Annotated in this window: 19 protein-coding genes; 11 read left to right on the forward strand and 8 right to left on the reverse strand. The window is 66.7% G+C overall.

The features are described 5' to 3' along the window. Positions 1-9: 9 nt before the first annotated feature. The 6 genes from J8I35_RS03030 to J8I35_RS03055 all read right to left on the reverse strand — a co-directional run bounded on the left by J8I35_RS03030 (position 10) and on the right by J8I35_RS03055 (position 7,481). Positions 10-750 carry a MotA/TolQ/ExbB proton channel family protein gene (locus J8I35_RS03030; RefSeq protein WP_012336656.1) on the reverse strand — a complete coding sequence of 247 codons (741 nt, stop codon included), beginning with the start codon at positions 748-750 and terminating at the stop codon, positions 10-12. A gap of 23 nt (positions 751-773) precedes the next feature. After that, positions 774-1,562 carry an energy transducer TonB gene (locus J8I35_RS03035; RefSeq protein WP_209924427.1) on the reverse strand — a complete coding sequence of 263 codons (789 nt, stop codon included), beginning with the start codon at positions 1,560-1,562 and terminating at the stop codon, positions 774-776. Further along, a complete protein-coding gene (locus J8I35_RS03040; protein ID WP_209924428.1) occupies positions 1,552-3,942 on the reverse strand; it encodes a TonB-dependent receptor in 2,391 nt (796 codons plus the stop codon). The genes J8I35_RS03035 and J8I35_RS03040 overlap by 11 nt, the downstream gene beginning before the upstream one ends. 294 nt (positions 3,943-4,236) lie before the next feature. Then, positions 4,237-4,701, reverse strand: coding sequence for an Lrp/AsnC family transcriptional regulator (locus J8I35_RS03045; protein ID WP_012336653.1), 465 nt, complete (start codon positions 4,699-4,701; stop codon positions 4,237-4,239). A 136-nt stretch (positions 4,702-4,837) separates the two neighbouring features. Continuing rightward, on the reverse strand, positions 4,838-5,785 hold the full coding sequence (locus J8I35_RS03050; protein WP_209924429.1) for a DUF4880 domain-containing protein: 948 nt from the start codon (positions 5,783-5,785) through the stop codon (positions 4,838-4,840). Between the two features lie 493 nt (positions 5,786-6,278). Further along, entirely contained in the window at positions 6,279-7,481 is a 1,203-nt protein-coding gene (locus tag J8I35_RS03055) for a sugar transporter (RefSeq protein ID WP_209924430.1), read from the reverse strand. Between the two features lie 193 nt (positions 7,482-7,674). Here J8I35_RS03055 and J8I35_RS03060 point away from each other — a divergent pair, with 193 nt between their 5' ends. From J8I35_RS03060 to J8I35_RS03085, 6 genes are all read left to right on the forward strand, one after another. Further along, positions 7,675-8,349, forward strand: coding sequence for an HAD family hydrolase (locus tag J8I35_RS03060; protein ID WP_050013954.1), 675 nt, complete (start codon positions 7,675-7,677; stop codon positions 8,347-8,349). A 581-nt stretch (positions 8,350-8,930) separates the two neighbouring features. Then, on the forward strand, positions 8,931-9,893 hold the full coding sequence (locus J8I35_RS03065) for a class I SAM-dependent methyltransferase (RefSeq protein WP_050014051.1): 963 nt from the start codon (positions 8,931-8,933) through the stop codon (positions 9,891-9,893). 13 nt (positions 9,894-9,906) lie between these two features. Beyond that, positions 9,907-11,001 carry a methyltransferase type 12 gene (locus tag J8I35_RS03070; RefSeq protein WP_209924431.1) on the forward strand — a complete coding sequence of 365 codons (1,095 nt, stop codon included), beginning with the start codon at positions 9,907-9,909 and terminating at the stop codon, positions 10,999-11,001. Between the two features lie 12 nt (positions 11,002-11,013). Continuing rightward, the gene (locus J8I35_RS03075; protein ID WP_209924432.1) at positions 11,014-12,069 is read left to right on the forward strand and encodes a Rieske 2Fe-2S domain-containing protein; all 1,056 of its coding nucleotides are present in this window, start codon (positions 11,014-11,016) and stop codon (positions 12,067-12,069) included. After that, positions 12,066-13,118, forward strand: a complete 1,053-nt coding sequence (locus tag J8I35_RS03080; protein ID WP_209924433.1) for a Rieske 2Fe-2S domain-containing protein — start codon at positions 12,066-12,068, stop codon at positions 13,116-13,118. The genes J8I35_RS03075 and J8I35_RS03080 overlap by 4 nt, the downstream gene beginning before the upstream one ends. Positions 13,119-13,723: 605 nt before the next feature. Beyond that, complete coding sequence (locus J8I35_RS03085) at positions 13,724-14,155, forward strand: hypothetical protein (protein ID WP_209924434.1); 432 nt, start codon at positions 13,724-13,726, stop codon at positions 14,153-14,155. A gap of 30 nt (positions 14,156-14,185) precedes the next feature. Here J8I35_RS03085 and J8I35_RS03090 read toward each other — a convergent pair whose 3' ends face one another. Then, positions 14,186-14,893, reverse strand: coding sequence for a succinate dehydrogenase/fumarate reductase iron-sulfur subunit (locus J8I35_RS03090; protein ID WP_050013958.1), 708 nt, complete (start codon positions 14,891-14,893; stop codon positions 14,186-14,188). A gap of 91 nt (positions 14,894-14,984) precedes the next feature. Continuing rightward, positions 14,985-15,227, reverse strand: a complete 243-nt coding sequence (locus J8I35_RS03095; protein ID WP_209924435.1) for a DUF6566 family protein — start codon at positions 15,225-15,227, stop codon at positions 14,985-14,987. 176 nt (positions 15,228-15,403) lie between these two features. Here J8I35_RS03095 and J8I35_RS03100 point away from each other — a divergent pair, with 176 nt between their 5' ends. Genes J8I35_RS03100 through J8I35_RS03120 form a run of 5 tightly spaced genes read left to right on the forward strand, consistent with a single transcriptional unit; the run spans position 15,404 to position 19,929 of the window. Continuing rightward, positions 15,404-16,099, forward strand: coding sequence for an MgtC/SapB family protein (locus J8I35_RS03100; protein ID WP_209924436.1), 696 nt, complete (start codon positions 15,404-15,406; stop codon positions 16,097-16,099). Further along, positions 16,096-16,434, forward strand: a complete 339-nt coding sequence (locus J8I35_RS03105) for a hypothetical protein (protein WP_209924437.1) — start codon at positions 16,096-16,098, stop codon at positions 16,432-16,434. Before J8I35_RS03100 ends, J8I35_RS03105 begins: the two co-directional genes overlap by 4 nt. Then, positions 16,431-18,629, forward strand: a complete 2,199-nt coding sequence (locus tag J8I35_RS03110) for a VTT domain-containing protein (RefSeq protein ID WP_209924438.1) — start codon at positions 16,431-16,433, stop codon at positions 18,627-18,629. The genes J8I35_RS03105 and J8I35_RS03110 overlap by 4 nt, the downstream gene beginning before the upstream one ends. Continuing rightward, a complete protein-coding gene (locus J8I35_RS03115; RefSeq protein ID WP_209924439.1) occupies positions 18,620-19,411 on the forward strand; it encodes an endonuclease/exonuclease/phosphatase family protein in 792 nt (263 codons plus the stop codon). Before J8I35_RS03110 ends, J8I35_RS03115 begins: the two co-directional genes overlap by 10 nt. A 29-nt stretch (positions 19,412-19,440) precedes the next feature. Beyond that, on the forward strand, positions 19,441-19,929 hold the full coding sequence (locus J8I35_RS03120; RefSeq protein ID WP_209924440.1) for a phage protein NinX family protein: 489 nt from the start codon (positions 19,441-19,443) through the stop codon (positions 19,927-19,929). Positions 19,930-20,019: the final 90 nt, after the last annotated feature.

The following is a 20,019-nucleotide window of genomic DNA, read 5'->3' on the forward strand; positions in this document are numbered from 1 at the left end:
CAGGCTCCTTCACGCGGCCAGGTTGGGCGTCGCGCGCTTGGTCGCGGCCGGTGCGCCGACCGGCCGGCCAGCGTCGGCACGGGCCTTCGCACCGGTGACGAAATACACGTGCAGCTCGTGCGCGAAGCGGTTCAGCCGATGGCTCACGCGCTTGTTGCCGCGGTTCACGTAGTTGAAGCCGAGCACCGCCGGAATGGCGACGAACAGCCCGATCGCCGTCATCACGAGCGACTCGCCCACCGGGCCCGCAACGTGATCGAGGCTGGCCTGCCCCGACATGCCGATCGCCATGAGTGCGTGATAGATGCCCCAGACGGTGCCGAACAGCCCCACGAACGGCGCGGTGCTGCCGATCGAGCCCAGCACGGCCAGGCCGTTTTGCAGGCGCGCGACTTCGTCGTCGAATGCGTTGCGCAGCCCGCGCGCCACCCATTCGCTCGCGCTCAGGCTGCCCTGCATCGACGGTTCGTTGCCCGCATGCTGTTCATTCGCTTCGCGCCCGGCAAGCACCAGCGCACGATAAGGATTGTCACCGCGCTCGCCCAGCGCCGCGATGCCGTCGCTGATCGACGCACTGGACCAGAAACCCGTTTGCGCGCGCTTGCCGAGCGATTCGAGACGCCGATTGGCGAATCCTTTCGTCAGTATCACGAACCACGAGACGACGGACATGCCGATCAGGAAAACGAAGATGAAGCGGGTAACGAAGTCACCCTGTTGCCAGACGTTGGCGATGCCATACTGTTCCATGTGTTGCTCCGATTGGTGCGGGTTCAGTCGTTCAGGTTGAATGCGATGGGTTGGGAAGCTTCGACCGAGCGCGCGATGCCCGCGGTCTCGTACGGGTGACAGCGGCCGGCACGGATCGCCGCGACGGCGGCCGCGTCGAGCAGCGGCGAGCCGCTGCTCTGCGCCACGCGCGCAGACGTCACCGCGCCGTCGGTGCCGATGCTCAGATGCACGACCACCGTGCCTTCCTGTTGCAGCCGGCGCGCTTTCGCCGGGTAGTCGGGTCGCGGCATCTGGCATCCCAACTGCTTCAACTCGCCCGCGCTGATTTGCCTCGGCGCGTCCAGCAGGTTCGGCCCGGGCGCGGGTTGCGCGACAGGTTGTGCCGGCGCCGCTTCAGGTGCGGGATGCGGCGTGGGCGCCGGCGCGGCCGGCCGCGGTTCGGCGGGTTTCGGCGTCTCCTGAGGTGCCGCCTCCGCCGTACGCGGGCTCGGCGCGCGCGACGCCAGCACGTGCGCCTTTTCCGGCTTCGCCGGCGCCACGGGTTTCGGCGGCTCGGTGTGCGGCTTGGGCGGCGCAGGCGGTGTCGGTGCGGGCCGCGGCGCCGGCGCGGCGACCAGTTGCACCTGCACCGTGCCGCCCGCCGGACGCCCGGCCTCGAGCCTGAGCGTCACCGCGCTTTCGTGAACCGCAACGTACAGCCCGAGCGCGTGTGCAAGCAGTACACCCGCGGCACACGCGACGCGGCGGGTGCGCGCATGGGGCGCCTGGGACGTGTTCTCGCGCACGGCGATGTCATCCCAGGGGCGGCCGGGCAAGGAATCAGAAGTCATAGGTTCCGGTCAGCATGACCGTCCGCTCCGGTCCCATCGGGATCATGCTGGGCGTCGTGCTGCTGTAGTAGAGCTTGCGATTGAATACGTTCTTGATCGAAAGATTCAGGCCGTAACCTTTCTTCCGATAGAACAGGCCGAGATCCGTCTCCACCTGACTGGGAATGCGGTACGCCGAGCCCGAGCCGATGTACTGCCCGCTCGCGAAGAAGAGCCCCGCGCCGACCCCGAAACCCTGGAGCTTTTCAGTCTGAAAGTTGTAGGTGGCCCACAGGCTGGCGCTGTTCTTGGGCAGGTTCACGGCGATTTTGCTGCCCGAAGGCTGAACGAAGTCGTTGTACGTATAGCTACCAATCAGGTTGACGCCGGGCAGTGGCTGGCCACTGATCTCTGCCTCGAATCCGCGGCTGACGGCCCCGCCGGTCGCAATAGAGAAACCGCGATGGAGCGGATCGTTGACGTTGTAGTTGCTGAACGAGGTGCGGTAGGCCGAGGTCGTAATGGCCAGCTTGTCGTCCAGCAGGTTGAACTTCATGCCCACTTCGACTTGCTGGCTGATTTGCGGGGGGAGCACACCGCCACCGAATTGAAGCGACGTGCCCGGCTGGAAGCCGCGGTTGTAGCTGGCGTAGGCAGCAACCTCGGAGGTCAGTTCGTAGAGCAGGCCGAGGCTCGGGCTATAGGCGTTCTGATGGCTTCCCGCTGGTGGGGTACCGGCGTAGGTCGCATGTGTCAGATAGGTATCCCGGCGCACGGACGCGAGCGCATGGAAATTCTTATAGGAAAACTGATCTTGTAGATATAAACCGGTTTGAGTGAAGTAGGTAGTGTTATTCGGCATCACGTTTCCCGTGTCGGGAGACGGAAGCGTAAATGAGCCGAAGACATTCGGAATGGAAATGAATTTCGATGTCGTGGTGTCAGACTGATGCTGGCTGTAGCGAAGAACGTCCCAGCCGGCAATCACCGTATTTTTTGCAGCACCGATATCGAACTTGGCTCGCAGGTAATTCTGGAAGCTCCAACTGTAGAAATCCGAGACCGAATCGAAGTTGTGGAACAACGTGCCGTTGGTCGCCGAGAGCGGCGTCGCCGTTGTCCAGGCTTGCTGCGTTTGTTGGGTCCGCGTATAGGAACCCTTGCTCACGAAGGTCAGCGCCGTGCCGAGCTTTTGTTCCAGGTGAATGAAAATATTGTCCGTTTGCGCGCCGAAATGGTCGGACGGCGTGCCTAGCGGCTTGTCGATATAGTTTCGATAGATATCGCCGGCGGCATGGCCGAGCGTGAACTGGGGAACCGGCTCGCGATTGACCGTGCGCTCATAGCCGACCGTCACATCCGTGGTCGAGTCCTTCCATTGCAGGGTCGGGGCGAAGTAGAAATTTCTCTCGCCGTCATATCCCATCGAATTCTGGCCAACCCGCTCGCCCGAGATGATGAAGCGATACCGAAGCTTCTTGTCGGCGGTGATGGCGCCCGTGCTGTCCAGCGCGATCTGCTCGTCGCCGTAGGAACCGTAGCCCACCTGGATTTCGTGAAACGGCTCGGCCTGCGGCGTCTTCTTGACGAGATTGATGACGCCTCCCGGCGGACTGTTGCCATTCACGATGGCCGAGGGCCCCTTGACCACTTCCACGCTCGAGATGGCGATCGTCGGCGTAACGTTGGGGGCAGTCCCGACAGTCGCCAATCCATCCGATGTGAGGTTTTGCGCTACAAACCCTCGAATCGTGTAACTCGGCACACCAAGCGGCCCCGGACGCGTGACGACACCGGAAGCATTTCTCAGCACGTCGGAGAGCGACTGAGCGGCCTGGCTCTGGATCACCGCCGCGTTGATGACGCTGACCGATTTCGGCGTCTCGCTCAGCGGCACATCCGAGCGCGCATAGGTGGACGACGATTCCGCGACGAAGCCGGTGCCGCCGGAGTCCCGGCTGGCCGCCACGCTGATCAGCGGAAGCGTGGTATCGACAGGCCCCACAGAGGCTGCCGCCGCCGACGCCGCGACGGGCGCGGCCGCAGCGGGCTTCGCAACCGCCTTCTGAATGGTCAGGCCACCGCTGCCCGTCGCGACGAGGTCGAGACCGGTGCCGCGGAGCGCTTGTCGAATCGCGGCCTCGGCGGTATAGCTGCCCTCCACCGGCGACGATTTCAACGATTGCACGAGGCCCGCGTCGTAGCTCAACCTCACGTTGGCCGCCTGGGCGATTTCGACCAGCGTGCGGTCTAACGGACCGCTTGCGAGATGCCATGACTGCTGTGCGGCCTGTTGTGCATGCGCCGACGCCGCGATGAAAACCTGTGCAACGGCAACCGCGATGGCAACCCCTGATGCCTGGCTCGAGATGGCCCGGCGAGTTCCGATATTGAGCTTCACGTTTGAACCGCTCCCTTGTCGAATGTATTGGCTCTTCGTCCGTTCTATCAGTATTCCTACGCGTGACCGCGTCATCATCGTGTCGCAAATTTCCGTCATGCTTTCAATCGGGCTTCGGTCAGCCTCTTGCCCGAACGCGTCATCGATGAAACAAGTCTATCGTCCGGGCCTGGAATGTTTTTTTGAAACAATTCGCTTGCGCTGCCCGTTTTGGAATTCCATTCCGCGGCTCCCGCCGCGCCGGTGAAATTCCGTCCTTCTCCGCCCCTGTCGACAAACTGCTCGGCCCCGCGGTCACAGCATGTAATCGAGCGGTAATACGGTGGTCTGCTTAATGGTCTCCATCGCGAAGCTTGAGCTGACATCGAAGATGTCGACCGCGCCGATCAGACGCCTGTATACGCTGTCATACGCGTCGATATGCGGCACCACCACCTTGAGCATGTAGTCGATGTGCCCGCTCATGCGATGGACCTCCACCACCTCGGGGATCGTCGCCACCACGTCACAGAAACGCCGCAACCATGCGGCGGTATGTTCCGCGGTCTTGATTTCCACCAGAACGGTCACGCCCACGTTGAGCTTCTTCGCATCCAGAAGCGCCACGCGACGCGCTATCACGCCGTCCTGCTCGAGCTTCTGAATGCGTCGCCAGCATGGCGTGGTCGAAAGGTTCACACGGTCGGCGATCTCGGCCACCGAGAGCGTGCTGTCCTGCTGCAGGACGGACAATATGGACTTGTCGATAGCGTCGAACACACTTCCTCCACTCGAGTGCACGGGTTGATGTCGAGCGATTTGATGCGCTCTTGATTACCTTGTGCAACGAGCGGCGAAAAGTGACACCGCAAATCAAAAAAAATCTGGAAGGGAACTGGAGAGGCAGCCTGCGGTTTCAGGCAGGTGTGGCGACGGCGAGCATGTTGCCGTACAGACTCAGGGAAAACCCGAGGCTTTCGGCCAGTTGCCGGAGTGCGGCCGGCGCGTCGTCGAGCGGAAAGACGCCGCTCACACGGCGCGACAGCGCGGCCTCCGGAAAACGGACATAGCCGCCGAAGTAACGGCCCAGCGTTTCGATCACGTCCGGCACCGCGCGGTCGAGCACGACCAGCGTGCCGCGTGTCCACGAGAAGATGTCGGCCGACGTTTCGGGCATGCGCGCGATCTGCCCGCCCGACAGGGACCATGCCGATCCATCGGGCACCCGCAAGCGGCGCCCGTGAGGCACAGCCAGCACGGCGTCGCCGCCTTGCACGGCCACGACGGTATGCAGGCGCAGAACGTCCACGCTCACGCGCGCCCGCTCGGTGCGGACCATGCCGTCGCGGGTGGTCACGACGACAGGCTGATAGCCTGCGCGATTCGGATCGGTTGCAACCTGACCGGCGGCCAGATAGAGGTCGGCCTGGTCACGCGCATGGGTATACACCCGCGTGGCCGCGCCGGCCGTGACGGAAACGCTGCCGTCGAACTGGACCCTTTGCGGGACCACATCGCCATTGTGGTAGTCCGCGTCGAGCGAAAACGTCGAAATGAGCTGGCGCGTGCCGATCCCCGCGAGCACGATGCCTCCCAGGCCCGCGCCGGCTTTCAGCAATCGTCTGCGGTGTCGCGACGGCTCGTCGAGCGCCCGCCGCACCGCCGTACTCGACGTGCCCTGCAACGAGCCCAGCCTGCCGAGCCGCTGCTGCAGCCGCGCCCACGCTTCTTCGTGGGCCGGATCCGCGCGCCGCCATGCCAGGAATGCGTCGCGCTCGGCCTGCGAAATCTCGCCGGAGCGCAGCCTCACTTCCCAGTCAATCGCCTCTTGGGCCACTGGATCGAGCGTGGAGTTACCGTTCATGAGCGTCAATCAATCGAGGGCGAACGGCCGTGCCGCTCGAACGCGGCCCGTTGCCGCGCCGCTATTTCCGGAACACGGGTTTCGCGCCGAGCATAACATGCCGTAACGAGCGCATCGCAACGAACGATGCGGCGAAATGGGCGCGGATCCGTTGCGTGATCTCGGGCGGTCGTGCGGCAGCACCTGCTCCCGCCCCGTCGCCTCCGCGAGCTTCGCCACCCGTTCGTCGTACGCCACGCGGATGCGCCGGGGCATCGGCCCGCGCCGCGGCCGAAAGACGTGCAGCTTTCACGGCTCGGGCCGTCAGCGCACGACGCACGGTCGAACCCGATCGGCTGGCCGACGAGATCGCGACCGCCGGCGGCGACGCCAAAGCCTTCGCCGCGTATGTCGCGAACGAACTCGATCGGCGCAAGCTGTTCGATTTCGCGATGCCGACCCATGGGCAACTCGACGTCGCGTTCGACAATGCGGTCACGGAAGGACGGCAGTTTCAACGCACGGGCGCCGCGGCCGCCGCTTCCCGTTTCGCGTGCAGACGCAACGCGGCCCACGCGACACCGCCCGCGAAGATCGCGACCACGCCGCCGAAGGTGCCGATCCACGGCAGCCCGAAGTCTCCCGCGATATGGTTGCCGAGCAGCGCGCCGGCGCCGATCCCGACGTTGTACAGCCCAGAGTAGATCGACACGGCGAGGTCGGTCGCCTCCGGCGCCAGCTTCAGCACCCATGCCTGCATCGCCAGCCCGAAACAGACGATCGCGCCGCCCCACACCAGCGTGTGCACGGACAGCGTAACGATGTTCAGCGCGCACGGGAACAGGATCAGCAGGCAGCCCGACAACGCGACGATCGACGCGAGCAGGAAATCGTCGGGCCGGTGCGGATAGACGCGATTGAAGCAGACCGCGGCCGGCAGGCCCGCGACGCCGAACAGGATCAGCACGTACGTGATCCGGCTGTTGCTCGCGTGGTTGACGCTCTGCACGAACGGTTCGATGTACGTGTACGACGTGAAGTGCGCGGACACGACGAGCACGGTGATCGCGTACAGCGCGACCAGCGCCGGCTTGCGCAGGAACACGCCGATGCTGCTCAGCGACCCGGCGCCCTGGCTCGGCAGCACCGGCAACGTGGCGCGCAGCAGCAGCAGCGTGACGCCCGCCGCGCCCGCGATGATCAGGAACGTGACGCGCCAGCCGAACGCCTCGCCGATCACGCGGCCGAGCGGAATCCCGGCCACCATCGCGATCGCGGAGCCCATCGCGATCAGGCTGAGCGCACGGCTCTTGCGGTCGCTCGGCGCGAGCCGCACCGCGAGCGGGATCGAAATCGACCAGAACACCGCATGCGCGCATGCGATGCCGAGCCGGCCGATCATCAGCACCGTGAAATTCCATGCGAAGCCGGTCACGACATGGCTGCCGATGAACACCAGCAGCGCCACGCTCAACAGCTTGCGGCGCTCGACGTGGCGCGTGACGAACGTCAGCGGCAGCGACACGGCCGCGACCGCCCACGCGTAGATCGTCAGCATCAGGCCGACGGCGGTCGGCTGCATCTGCAGGCTGTCGCCGATCGCGCTCAGCAGCGCGACGGGCACGAATTCGGTGGTATTGAAGATGAAGGCGGAAAGCGCGAGGGCCAGAACGCCCCACCACGATTGCTCGGAACTGACGGCGTCGGGGGTTGCCATACGGGGATTCGACGAAGGTTGGGCGCGCGCGGGCGGCCCGCCCGGCGCATCGGCGCGATTGTACCAGCGCCGTTCGACACGCCGCCGCCGCGCGCGGCGCGGGACATGGCGGTGACACGGCCGTGCGCCGATAATGTGACGAATTGGGTTTTGCCGACGATTTGCCCGAATGCCATCGGGCCAGGAGATTCACATGCGCATTGAAACGTCATTTCTGTTCGATCTCGACGGCACGCTCGTCGACAGCGTCTATCAGCACGTCCTCGCGTGGAAGGAAGCGCTCGATGCCGAAGGCATCGAACTGTCGGTGTGGCGCATCCATCGCAAGATCGGGATGAGCGGCGGCCTGTTCCTGAACCAGCTGTTGCGCGAGACGGACGGCGACATCGACGCCGACCGTGTCGAGCGGCTCGCGCGGCTGCACGCCGCTGCGTACCAGCGGCTGCGCGCGCAGGTCCGGCCGCTGCCGGGCGCGCGCGAGCTGCTGGCCGCGCTGTCGAATGCCGGCATTCGCTGGGCGATCGCGACCAGCGGGCGGATGGAAACCGCGGCGATCAACCTCGAGGCGCTCGGCGTCGATCCGGCGAAGAACGTGGTCGTCACGCGCGATCAGGTGAAGTATGCGAAGCCGGACCCCGACCTGTTCCTGACCGCCGCCGCGAAGCTGAACGTGCCGATCGAGCATACGGTGGTGGTCGGCGACAGCATCTGGGACATGCTCGCCGCGAGCCGCTGCCGCGCGCTGGGGGTCGGGCTGCTGGCGGGTGGGTACGGCAGCGACGAACTGGAACGCGCGGGTGCGCTGCGCGTGTACGACGATCCGGCGGATCTGCTGTGGCATCTCGACGAGATTGCCGCGCGGCCGTAGGCGCCGGCGGGTCGGGCCGGCCCGCGTCCGGCCGGGCAGCCGCGCGCGCACGTTCGCGGCGCGACTGCCCCGTTTCGATTCATCGAATCGAAACAATCCAAATCGCCATTGACGATCGCGATTTAAATATTTTTTACCGATGCCCGTTTTCCCGTCTTTTTAAAACAGACGGGAAGATTCTTGAAAAAACGAATCGCCTCTCATATAACGAATACACTTCGCTTCCGGTTCACGATCGCAGTATCCGAATCGTGAAAACGCAAGCGGCATACGGAGCCGAACCGGCCAGCCGGCGCAACCCCGCGTCGCCAGACGTCCCGCGCATGATATGGGGCCTGCATCGCGATACTGCGTCACCGCGCCCTTTCCGCCATTTATTCGGGGTCCTATAAATGCGCACGGATCTTTCGCCTTCATAACGCTTCGACAGAAGCATTACATCGATTCATTCAATCGCACGATCGCACGTGTCGGGGCGCGGAGCATTTTCGCGCCGGCGGTTCGTGAAGGCGTGCGCTCCCACTCGATCGGCGGGCATTGTTTTGTCCGGTTTGACGGAAATGGACGACGCGAGGATTTCGATGAATCAGATCAGCGAACAGGCAATCGCCGACATGCGCGCGCCGCACCTGGCGCCCGCGCTGCCTATCCGCGTGCTGCACGGCGAAACGGTGAGCGACTACGAGCAGAAAGTGCAGGCGACCTACGCCGGCAGTCCGGACGACTGGCGCAAGGCGATCGGCGAGTACCTGTTGTTTCAGTTCGGCGTCTACGACGATCCGCGCTCCACGCCGCCGATCTCGCTCGATGAATCGGGCATTCGCTACTTCGAACGCCAGCTTCGCCTCGCCGGCTTCGACGACCCCGTTCCCGCACGCGTCGAGCGCATTCTCGACATCGGCTGCGGCTGGGGCTACATCCTCAAGTATCTGGCCGGCCGCTTCCCCGGCTGCATGCGCCTCGACGGTATCAACGTCAGTCGCGAGCAACTCGAGTACTGCGCACGCTTTCATGCGCAGCACGGGCTCGCTGGGCGCATCAACCTGTATCAGTGCAACGCGCAGGACGTCGATCGACTGCCCGATCCCGCGACGCCGTACGATCTCGCGATCATTCGCGGCGTGATCTCGCATTTCCCGAACGCGCTGTACGAAAAAGCCATGCGCGCACTGCATGCGCGCGTGCGCGGCGGCGGGTCGGTGATCATCTCCGATAATCTGTACAACGTCGCACTCAACGAATACGAGTCCGACACGCCGGACGAGATCGACCGGATCGCGTGCAAGCATCGGAAGACGCCCGACTATTTCAGGCAGGTGCTGATCGACGCCGGGTTCGCGATCCGCGACATGCGCGTGCTGCCGTCGAACATCGACGTGGCGCGCTGGCTGATGGACGCCAAGGCCAACATCGACCGCCATTTCCCGCACCGCGCGCCAGACACGCTGGAAGAATTGCGCGTGCTCGCCGAAAACTGGTCCGTCGCGCTGATCAAGAACAAGGTGTCGACCTACAGCATCGTCGCGGTCAAACCGGACGCGTAACCCGGAGATTCGCATGCAAGCATCCGGAACGCCGCACGCCGACAGCGCCCCGCCGAGCGCGACGCACACGCTGGTGCTGCCGCTGCCGCGGCTCGCGCTGCCCGTTGCCCGGCACCCGCGGCACGCAGCGATCGAGCAGCAGCTCGCGATCGACGACTATCCGACCATCCTGCGGCACTATCGCAGCGACGCGGCGGCACGCCGTTTTCTCGCGCAGCGCATTCCCGCGTATGGCAGCCTGTGCTACCCGAATGCGCGGCCCGATCGCGTGTACACGATCCATCGCATGATGAACGTCACGACGCTGATGGACGACGCGTTCACGCATCTGGCGCGCACCGGCGACCAGGCGGGGCTCGACACGTTGCGTGATCATTTTCTGGCGGCCGTCGACGGCACGCCGCCGCCGGCCGATGTGCCCGCCGCGCGACTGCTGCACGACACGCTGCGCTTGATGCGCACCCGGTGCGACGCGCGCCCGGCCTTCTGGCAGCGCTTCGTCGAATGCATCCGCGACCAGATCCGTACGCAGGCCGATCCGACAGCGACCGACGCATCGCGCCTGTCGCTCGACGACTATCTGGCGTTTCGCCGCGTCGAGGGCTTCGGCCACTGGATCACGCTGCTCACCGAATACGCGCTCGACATCGACATGGAGCAGCGCCTCGCGCAACACGCGGCGCTGGCCGACGCACGGGACAGGACGATCGATTCGGTGATCCTCGTCAACGACCTGTTTTCGTTTCGCAAGGAACGCTCCGCGCACGAGCGATTCAATGCCGTCTGGATCCTGATGCGCGTCGAGCAGTTGAACGTGCAGGCGGCGCTCGACCGGCTCGCGGCACTCTGCACGTCGAACGAGGGCCGCCTGATCGACGCGCGCGAAGCGGTCGCGACCGGCGCGCTGGCGGACGACCCCGTCGCGCAGGCCTACGTGACGGAGCTGGGCTACATGAGCGCGGGCAACGCGGAATTTCACGCGTTCAGCACCCGCTACCACGGCGACGATCTCGGCGGCGGCCGCTTCGCCGGCGGCGAAGTCGCGATGACGCCACTGCCGACGCTCGAGGAAATCGCGGCGGCGGACCGGCATGCTTCGCCCCGATGACTGGAGACGCGCATGCACGCATCGATCCCTGTTGTGCCCGAACCCGCGGCCGCTTCCCGACATCGCTATCCGGACGGCTGGTTCGCGCTGGCCTACAGCCGCGACGTCAAACGCGGCGCACTCGTCGTCACGCGCTTCATGGGCGAGGACGTCGTGCTGTATCGAACGGCATCCGGCCTGATTCGCGCGGTCGCGCCGCATTGCCCGCATCTCGGCGCGCATCTCGGGCATGGCGGCGTCGTGCGCGGCGAGGAGATCGTGTGCCCGTTCCATCACCTCGCGTTCGCGCCGGACGGCACCTGCGTGCGCGCCGGGCGCGACGGCAAGCCGCCTGCCACCGCGCTGCGGCAGCGCCACGTGTGCGAATGGAACGGCCTCGTGCTCGCATGGCAGGACCGTACGGGCGCGCCGCCGTCGTGGTCGCTGCCCGAACTCGACCTCGACGGCTATTCGCGGCCGCGCGGCCAGTGCCACACGCTGAACGGCAGCCTGCAGAATCCGGCCGAGAACGGCGTCGACGTCAACCATTTCAGCCCCGTGCACGGGTGGTCGAATCCGGTGCTCGAGCCGCCGCAAGCCGATGGCCACCGGATGACGATGCGCTCGACGCTCGTGCTGCTCGGCCAACGGCTGCTGCTGGATATCACGATGCACGGCCTGGGCTGCATGGCCGCGCGCATGGAACTGCCGGACCTCGGGCTGCATGCGCGGGTCGTGCTGTTCCCGACGCAGATCGAAGCCGATCGCTGGACCTGCCGCGAATTCGTGGCGCTGCGCGTCGAACGCGCGTCGGCGTGGCCGTCGCCGCTGCGCCGGGCGCTGCACGAGACACTCGTGAGCGCCGCGTACCGGTTGTGGTTCGTGCCGCAATTCAAGCGCGACCTGCGCATCTGGGATCACCGCGACTACGACGCGCGCCCGACGTTGATGGCGGGCGAGATGCCGATCATGACGTTCCGGCGCTGGGCCGCGCAGTTCTACCCGGCTTCCGGCGGCGACGCGCCTGACGGACAACGCGACGCCGTGCCGGCGGCTGTCGCGCACGCCGATCGGGAATTCGCGCGATGAACGCCGTGCCAATGCAGGAGCGCGCGAGGCATGCAACCGGCCCCGTCGACGAAACCGCGCCGCTGCCCTATCCGGACGGATGGTTCGCGCTGTGTTTCAGCCGCGAGTTGAAGCGCGGCACCGTGCTCACGACGCCTTTCATGGGACGCGATGTCGTGCTGTACCGGACGGCATCGGGCGTCGCGTGCGCGGTCGACGCGTATTGCCCGCACCAGGGCGCGCATCTGGGCCACGGCGGCGTGGTCGACGGCGAGCAGATCGTCTGTCCGTTCCATCACTACGCGTATGGCCCCGACGGGCGGCGCACCACCGCCGGCTGCACGAAGGGCGGGCAAGCGCTGACGCTTCGCACCCGTCACGTGCGCGAATGGAACGGCTTCGTGTTCGTGTGGCAGAACGCCGACGGCCTCGCGCCGACGTGGGAACTGCCGGAAGTCGACATGACCGGCTTCTCGGCGCCCGTCGGTCAGGCTTTCACGCTGCGCGGCGTGATGCAGAACCTGCCCGAAAACGGCTACGACCTCGAACACTTTGGCGCGCTGCATCGCTGGAAGGACATGAAGCCGCATGCGCCCGTGATCGACGGCCCGCGCATTTCGATGCAGGTGGACATGGCATGGAAGAACATCAAATGGAGCACGCTGATCGGCGTTCATGGGCTCGGCTGCGTGTCGTCCGACCATGAAATGAAGGCGATCGGCCTCGAAGCGAAGATCTTCGCGTGCGGCGTACAGATCGCGCCGCTGCGCTGGACCTTCCGGGACGGCATCTCGTTCCGCTTTTCGTGGCTGTCGCGGTGGCCGGCGCCGTTGCAGCGAATCGTCTACGCCGCGCTCGGCCGGTTGCTGCATCGACTGTGGCTGGTGCCGGTGTTCAAGGAAGACATCATGGTGTGGAGCCATCGCGACTACACGGGCTACGGGACACCGGTCGCAGGCGACGGACCGTATCCGGTGTTTCAGCGCTGGGCGCGGCAGTTCTATCCGGCCGAGGGTCGCGCAGCGGCGCAACGGCGTGCCACGCATGTGGACGCGTTCGTCGAGAAATAGCGGGAGCCGGCGGTTCCGCTTCGGGATGCTCTGTGCTGAACCGTCCGCCGGACGCATTGTCCGAATTCGCGGTCAGCGCTAAGAGCGTGACGCGGACAACGCAAGGATCGACGCTCGCCGCGAGCCACGTCTGCGCGTTTTTTCCGTATTTTCAAGTTTCCGACCCATAACACTCACGCGCGAAACTCCGCGGGCGAATGAGTTTCTCGCATGCGATAACCTTAATCAGTGATTCGAGAATAAATATGACTATTTAATCTTCGATTGGTTATAAGACTATTTCCCCGGACCCCAGTGGCTGCACTTCCGTATCCCGATAGACTGGACGGATCTCGATAAACGAACAGGAGTAGCCAACACGATGGCAGGAGCCGCCGGCACCTATCAGCAAGCTAAAGCGAAAGCACAGCGGCCGCAGAAACGCGCTTCCGTCGTGGTTGATGTCGACGTCGGATCAGGCGGGCGACGCGGATCGGCTCGGCTACTATTCGCCTTCGGTGGCGAGCTGTCCGTATCTTTGCTGCCCTTGAATGCGCGGGCCGTGCTGACAGTTGTTTTCATTGTTGCCGCTCGTTGCCATACATCAAGTTGAGCCTGGGCGAAATATGCACGCCACCAGAAAAAATTTAATCGCATTCGCGCTCGTTTTGGCGCTGGCGATTCCGTCTCTTATGTTGCGGAAATCATATGGGGATTGCGAAAACTATACTCAGACGCTTAACGGGGGAACGAAAGAGTTCGGCGGCGAGAAATACAAAATCGAGCTGTGTGGGGCACATCGCTCCTTTGGCGACGGCGACGAAATTCGGCTCCGGGTGATAGGCCCGGCCGGAGAGGTGCGGGCAGAGCGGTATTTTGCGGTACGCACGATCAACGACGCAGCCCCTCGGGAACTGGAGTACGGCGACGACGCCATTTTCTACTACGACCAATCGAAGTCGTCTCCATTGCGCTTCATCGCCATGCCGCCTTCCAACGTCGATGGCTGGACGGCGCGAATACCTTTGCTGCAACGACTTATCGCGTTATTTTCATGATTTCGAGAGCACGCATTCAGACATCGCGCATCACACCGTCCGCCTAACCAACATTGTCCGAATCTCCGAAATCGCCTTAGTCGGATTCAGCCCCTTCGGGCACACGTCCGTGCAGTTCATGATCGTCCGGCAGCGGAACAGCCGGTACGGATCCTCCAGATCGTCCAGCCGCTCCGCCGTCGCCAGATCGCGCGAATCGGCGATGAACCGGTACGCCTGCAGCAGCCCGGCCGGCCCGACGAACTTGTCCGGGTTCCACCAGTAGCTCGGGCACGACGTCGAACAGCACGCGCACAGAATGCATTCGTACAGCCCGTCGAGCTGATCGCGCTCTTCCGGCGATTGCAGCCGCTCGCGCGCGGGCGGCGTCGTGTCGTTGATCAGGTATGGCCGGATCGAGTGGTACTGGTTGAAGAAGTCGGTCATGTCGACGATCAAATCGCGCACCACCGGCAGCCCCGGCAACGGCCGCAGCACGATCTCGCGCGGCAGCGTCTGCATGTTGGTCAGGCACGCGAGGCCGTTCTTGCCGTTGATGTTCATCGCGTCGGACCCGCAGATCCCCTCGCGGCAGGAACGGCGATACGCGAGCGTCTCGTCGTCGCGTTTCACGCGGCCGAGCACGTCGAGCAGCATGCGGTCGTCCGGATTCACGTCGATCTCGTAGCGCTGCAGGTACGGCTGCGCGTCGCGATCGGGGTCGTAGCGGTAGATATGCAGGGTACGCGGATCGCTCATCGGTTCCTCCCGGCGCGGGCCGGCATGGGTGGGTTGACGAGATGCTGCGGGGCGGCTGTCGCGGCCTGCGGCGCCGCAAGCGCCATGCCGGTCAGTCGTCGTCCACGCGCTTGTCGATCAGATAGCGGCCGCGTTCCAGCCCCGCGCGCAGCGCCTCGACCTCGGTCAGCCATTCGGTACCGGCGGCCGCCGGTACCGTCAACTCGATGCGCGCCCCATTGACGTACACCTGAACCTCGTCGCGCCATGCGCCCTGTTCGTTGGGTCGCGCCCAGACGAGGATTTCGTGGCCGCGATACGGGTCCCGAACCTGTGCGTCCTGTTGATGTGCCACGGTGGCCTCCTGTCTTATCTGCGATGGCGATGAAAAAAATGCGCGCCGCATGATCGCCGCGCGCGCCGCCGGCCTCGTGCGCACGCGCCGTGCCCGGCCGGCACGCTGCTTGCGTCCCTTTTCCGCATCGAACCGTTACCGGGCCCGCATCGCGAAGGGCCGGAAGGGATGCAATCATGATCGGCCATCTCGAATTGCTGGGACGCCTGCTGCTGGCCGCGCTGCTCGGCAGCGTGATCGGGCTCGAACGCGAACGCCTGAACTGGGCCGCCGGGCTGCGCACGCACATGCTCGTATGCGTGGGCTCCGCGCTCGTGATGCTGGTGTCGACGTTCGGCTTCGAGGACGTGCGCGGGCAAAACGGCGTCGTGGTCGATCCGTCTCGGGTCGCCGCGCAGGTCGTGTCCGGCATCGGCTTTCTCGGCGCGGGCTCGATCCTGCTGCGCGGCGAAGTGGTGCGCGGGCTGACGACGGCCGCGAGCCTGTGGGCGGTGGCCGGCGTCGGGCTCGCCGCGGGCGGCGGCATGGTGGTTGCGTCGGTCGGCGCGACGGCGATCGTGCTCGCGATCCTCGCGGGCGTGAAGCCGCTCGAGCGCCGCTTCATCGCGCAGCGCCAGCAGCGCACGCTGCTGCTCGTGGCGGAACGCGGCGGCCTGACGCTCGGCACGCTGCACGAGGCGCTCGGCCCCGGCCGCGTGCGCGTGAAACGGTTCATCGTCCAGCAGTCGGACGACGATCCGGACACCGACGACATCTCCGTCTCGTTCTCGCGCACGAGCGGGCCGGAATTCGCGGCGATCTGCGAAACGCTGCAAAACATCGCGTGCGTACGGACCTGTCAACCCGACACCTCGTCAAGGAGTTTCGTGTGACCCAGACCGACCTGCTCTCCTATCTCGTGACGAGCCAGCTCGCTGCCCGCATGCGCGGCGGCGCGTGGCTCACGACCAGCCAGCTGGTCGGCGCGTTGCGCGCGTGGCTCGCGTGCCGGCACGCCGACTGCGAGTGGCTCGACCGGATCAGGATCGCGCACGCGTCGGCGACGATCGCGCAGGAGATCTACGACATCGCGATCACGCACGGCGACCCGCAGAGCGGCGAACGCGTGCGGCTCAACGCGCATTCGCCGGAATTGCAGGCGCTGCGCGCGCGCTGCGACGCGCTGTTGCAGCGGATCGACGGCGACCGGGACGTCGGCGCACGATGATCGTGGCGGACCGCGTGACCCGCGCCGACGACCGGCGCGTCGCCCCCGCGCCGGCGAACGCCCCTTCGCGGCACGGCCTGCTCGAACGCGGGCGCAACTGCGACACGATCCGCCACGCGGACCGCTTCGCGATGCTGGTCGACGGCGACGCGTACTTCTCGACGCTGCGCGCCGCGCTGCTGCGCGCGCGCCATACGGTGTTCATCGTCGGCTGGGACGTGGACAGCCGGATGCGGCTCGCGCCGGGCGGCGCCGACGACACGCTGCCCGATACGCTCGCGGCCTTCCTGCACGCGCTCGCGTCCGCCCGCCACAACCTGCGCATCTACGTGCTCGCGTGGGATTTTGCGATGATCTACGCGCTGGAGCGCGACTGGCCGCCCGTGTATCGGGCGGGCTGGCGCGCGCATCGCGGCATCCGGTTCCGGCTCGACGATGCGCACCCGCGCGGCGCGTCGCATCACCAGAAGCTCGTCGTGATCGACGACCGGCTCGCGTTCGTCGGCGGCCTCGACCTGACGCGCGCCCGCTGGGACACGCCCGCGCATGCGGCCGACGACCCGCGCCGCCGCGACGAGCACGGCATGCCGTACGGGCCGTTCCACGACGTGCACGCGATGTTCGACGGCGACGCGGCCGCCGCGATCGGCGAACAGGCACGTGCCCGCTGGCTGCAGGCGTGCGGGCGTCCGATCGCGATCCGCGCGCAGCGGCATCTCGACCGGCCGGACGACCCCGATCCGTGGCCGCCCGACGCGCGCGTCGACGTACGCGACGTGCGGCTCGGCATCGCGTATACGGCGCCGCGTCACGGCGGCCGCGAGCCGGTCACCCAGGTGCGCGCGCTCGTCGAGGACACGATCCGCGCCGCGCAGCGGCACCTGTATGTCGAGAACCAGTACTTCACCGCGGCGGTGGTGCGCGAAGCGTTGTCCGCACGCCTCGCCGACGCGCACGGGCCGGACGTGACGGTCGTCGCGCCGCGCGTGCAGAGCGGCTGGCTGCAGGAAGCGACGATGGGCGTGCTGCGCGCGCGGCTGCACGCGACGCTCGCGTCGGCCGACCGCTTCGACCGCTACCGGCTGCTGTATCCGCACGTCGACGGGCTCGGCGACGGGTGCGTGAACGTGCACAGCAAGGTCGCGATCGTCGACGACGAATGCATCGTGATCGGCAGCGCGAACCTCAATAACCGCTCGATGGTGCTCGACACCGAATGCTGCATCGCGCTGGTCGCGGCCGGCGATGCCCGCGTTCGCGCGGCGATCGCCGGCATGCGCGAGCGGCTGCTGGCCGAGCACCTCGGTACGACGCCCGCGGCGGTGGCCGACGCGTTCGCGGGCGGAGAACGGCCGAACATCGTGCTCGACCGGCTGCGCGCGAAACCGGGCCGCACGCTGCGCACGCTCGACCCGGCCGTGTCGCCGCAGTTCGAGGCGCTCGTGCCGGTCAGCGCGCGGCTCGATCCCGAGCAGCCGATCGAGCCGGACCGGTTCGTCCGCGAATTCGTGCCGCACGAGCAGCATCGCTCGCTCACCGCGCGCTTTTTCGTGCTGGGCGCGGTGGTGCTCGCGATCGCCGCGCTCGCGCTTGCGTGGCGTTTCACGCCGCTGGGCGCGCACCTGAACGTCGCGTCGCTGTCGCACGCGGTGGCCGGCATCGCGCGGCTGCCGGGCGCGCCGGTGCTGCTGCTCGCGGCCTACGTGATCGCCGCGACCTTCACGGTGCCGATCACGCTGCTGATCGCCGCGACGGGGCTCGTGTTCGGCGCGTGGCCGGGCTTCGCGTATGCGGGCGTCGGCTCGATGGCGGCCGCCGCCGCGACCTACGCGCTCGGCCGCTGGCTCGGGCGCGACGCGGTGCGCCGGCTCGCCGGCGCGCGCGCGAACCGGCTGAGCGAGCACATCGGCCGGCGCGGCGTGGTCGCGATGGCCGTGCTGCGGCTGCTGCCGATCGCGCCGTTCACCGTCGTGAACCTCGTCGCCGGCGCATCGCACATCGGGCTGCGCGACTACCTGATCGGCACCGCGCTCGGGATGCTGCCCGGCATCGTGCTGACCGTCACGTTCGCGCATCAGCTGACCGCCGCGCTCAGCCATCCGGGGCCCGGCGCGTTCGCGTGGCTCGCGGCGATCGGCCTCGCGCTGGTCGGCGTGTCGATCCTGCTGGTGAGGGTGCTGCGACGATGGCGCTGAGCCAAGACCCGGCCCCGCCGCCGCACGTCGTCACCGCCGACGCGGCGCCCGCCGCCGCGCCGGGCGGGCGCGACCTGCGGATCGCGACCTACAACATTCACGGCGGCCACGGCGCGTGGCCGGCGCGCGCGGTCGACCGGATCGCGGCGGTGATCGACGAACTCGACGCGGACGTGATCGCGCTGCAGGAAGTGCCGCTCGGCGGCACGCGTGTGCCGGACGTGCTCGCGCACCTGCGCGACGCGACCGGCATGCACGCGGTGGCCGGCCCGACGATCGATACGCCGGAGCGCCGCTACGGCAACGCGGTGCTGTCGCGCTGCCCGATCCGCGCGGCGCGCATGCTCGACCTGTCGTTCCACCCGCGCGAGCCGCGCGGCGCGCTCGACGCCGACATCGATTGCAGCGCGGGCCCGATCCGCGTGGTCGCGACGCATCTCGGGCTGTCGGCGAGCGAACGCAGCGCGCAGGTGCAGCGGCTGCTCGCGGCGTTCGACACGGGCGCGATGCCGGTGATCCTGCTCGGCGACATCAACGAATGGTTCGTGCGCGGCCGCGCGCTGCAGGCGCTCGTCACGCGGTTCCGGCGCGCGCCGGCGCCGCGCACGTTTCCGACCGTGTGGCCGGTGTTCTCGCTGGACCGGATCTGGATTCATCCGGGCGAGTTGCTGGTCGACGTGGTCGTGCATCGCAGCGCGCGGGCGCGGCACGCGTCCGACCACTATCCGCTGGTGGCCCGGATGCGCGCGACGCCGGCGACGGGCACGGCGCTTGCGCGATGAGCCGTTTTTCGATCCGACGGAGGCAGCTCATGCGAACCGACGTACTCGACGGAAAGGATCTCGACTACTGGTGCGCACGCGCGTTGTGCGTCGACGACGAAGACACGCTGCGCTTCACGGCCGTCGCGCCGACCGTCGTCGTGACGGCCGCGTGCGACGCGTTCCGGCATCTCGACGCGCCGTTCGCACCGTCGGCATCGTGGGCCGACGCGGGCGCGGTGCTCGATCGCGTGGAGGACCTGCGGATCGCCCGCCACGGCGACGACGTCGAATGCGACGCGACCTTCGTCGACGGCCCGTCGACCTGCGGCGCGCGCGGCCGCGATGCGCGCGTGGCGCTGCTGCGCGCGTTCGTGCGCGCGCGCTTCGGCGACGAGGTAGACGAGCCGCCGTCGTTCCCGCACCGGATCGAACACGGCAAGGTGGTGCGGTATGACCCCGGCGTGCCGATTCCAACTTCGGACGACGATGCGGCGACGGGGGACAGTTCGGACATCCGCTCGGTGCCACGCATGTAGACCATGCGCGAGTCCGGCGGTCATGTAAAAACGACAGGCCCTTTCAGGCCGGCTTTCCGCACACGCCGTGCCCGCAGGGAATCGCGCAGC

The organism is Burkholderia sp. CpTa8-5 (assembly GCF_017815045.1).
Lineage (GTDB): Bacteria > Pseudomonadota > Gammaproteobacteria > Burkholderiales > Burkholderiaceae > Burkholderia > Burkholderia sola.

Bases quoted from the DNA above. Each gene is read 5' to 3' on its own strand.
- J8I35_RS03080 (WP_209924433.1), top strand. From the start codon at position 12,066: ATGAACGCCGTGCCAATGCAGGAGCGCGCGAGGCATGCAACCGGCCCC.
- J8I35_RS03060 (WP_050013954.1), top strand. From the start codon at position 7,675: ATGCGCATTGAAACGTCATTTCTGTTCGATCTCGACGGCACGCTCGTC.
- J8I35_RS03085 (WP_209924434.1), top strand. From the start codon at position 13,724: ATGCACGCCACCAGAAAAAATTTAATCGCATTCGCGCTCGTTTTGGCG.
- J8I35_RS03090 (WP_050013958.1), bottom strand. From the start codon at position 14,893: ATGAGCGATCCGCGTACCCTGCATATCTACCGCTACGACCCCGATCGC.
- J8I35_RS03055 (WP_209924430.1), bottom strand. From the start codon at position 7,481: ATGGCAACCCCCGACGCCGTCAGTTCCGAGCAATCGTGGTGGGGCGTT.
- J8I35_RS03065 (WP_050014051.1), top strand. From the start codon at position 8,931: ATGAATCAGATCAGCGAACAGGCAATCGCCGACATGCGCGCGCCGCAC.
- J8I35_RS03100 (WP_209924436.1), top strand. From the start codon at position 15,404: ATGATCGGCCATCTCGAATTGCTGGGACGCCTGCTGCTGGCCGCGCTG.
- J8I35_RS03115 (WP_209924439.1), top strand. From the start codon at position 18,620: ATGGCGCTGAGCCAAGACCCGGCCCCGCCGCCGCACGTCGTCACCGCC.
- J8I35_RS03030 (WP_012336656.1), bottom strand. From the start codon at position 750: ATGGAACAGTATGGCATCGCCAACGTCTGGCAACAGGGTGACTTCGTT.
- J8I35_RS03035 (WP_209924427.1), bottom strand. From the start codon at position 1,562: ATGACTTCTGATTCCTTGCCCGGCCGCCCCTGGGATGACATCGCCGTG.
- J8I35_RS03050 (WP_209924429.1), bottom strand. From the start codon at position 5,785: ATGAACGGTAACTCCACGCTCGATCCAGTGGCCCAAGAGGCGATTGAC.
- J8I35_RS03070 (WP_209924431.1), top strand. From the start codon at position 9,907: ATGCAAGCATCCGGAACGCCGCACGCCGACAGCGCCCCGCCGAGCGCG.
- J8I35_RS03075 (WP_209924432.1), top strand. From the start codon at position 11,014: ATGCACGCATCGATCCCTGTTGTGCCCGAACCCGCGGCCGCTTCCCGA.
- J8I35_RS03110 (WP_209924438.1), top strand. From the start codon at position 16,431: ATGATCGTGGCGGACCGCGTGACCCGCGCCGACGACCGGCGCGTCGCC.
- J8I35_RS03120 (WP_209924440.1), top strand. From the start codon at position 19,441: ATGCGAACCGACGTACTCGACGGAAAGGATCTCGACTACTGGTGCGCA.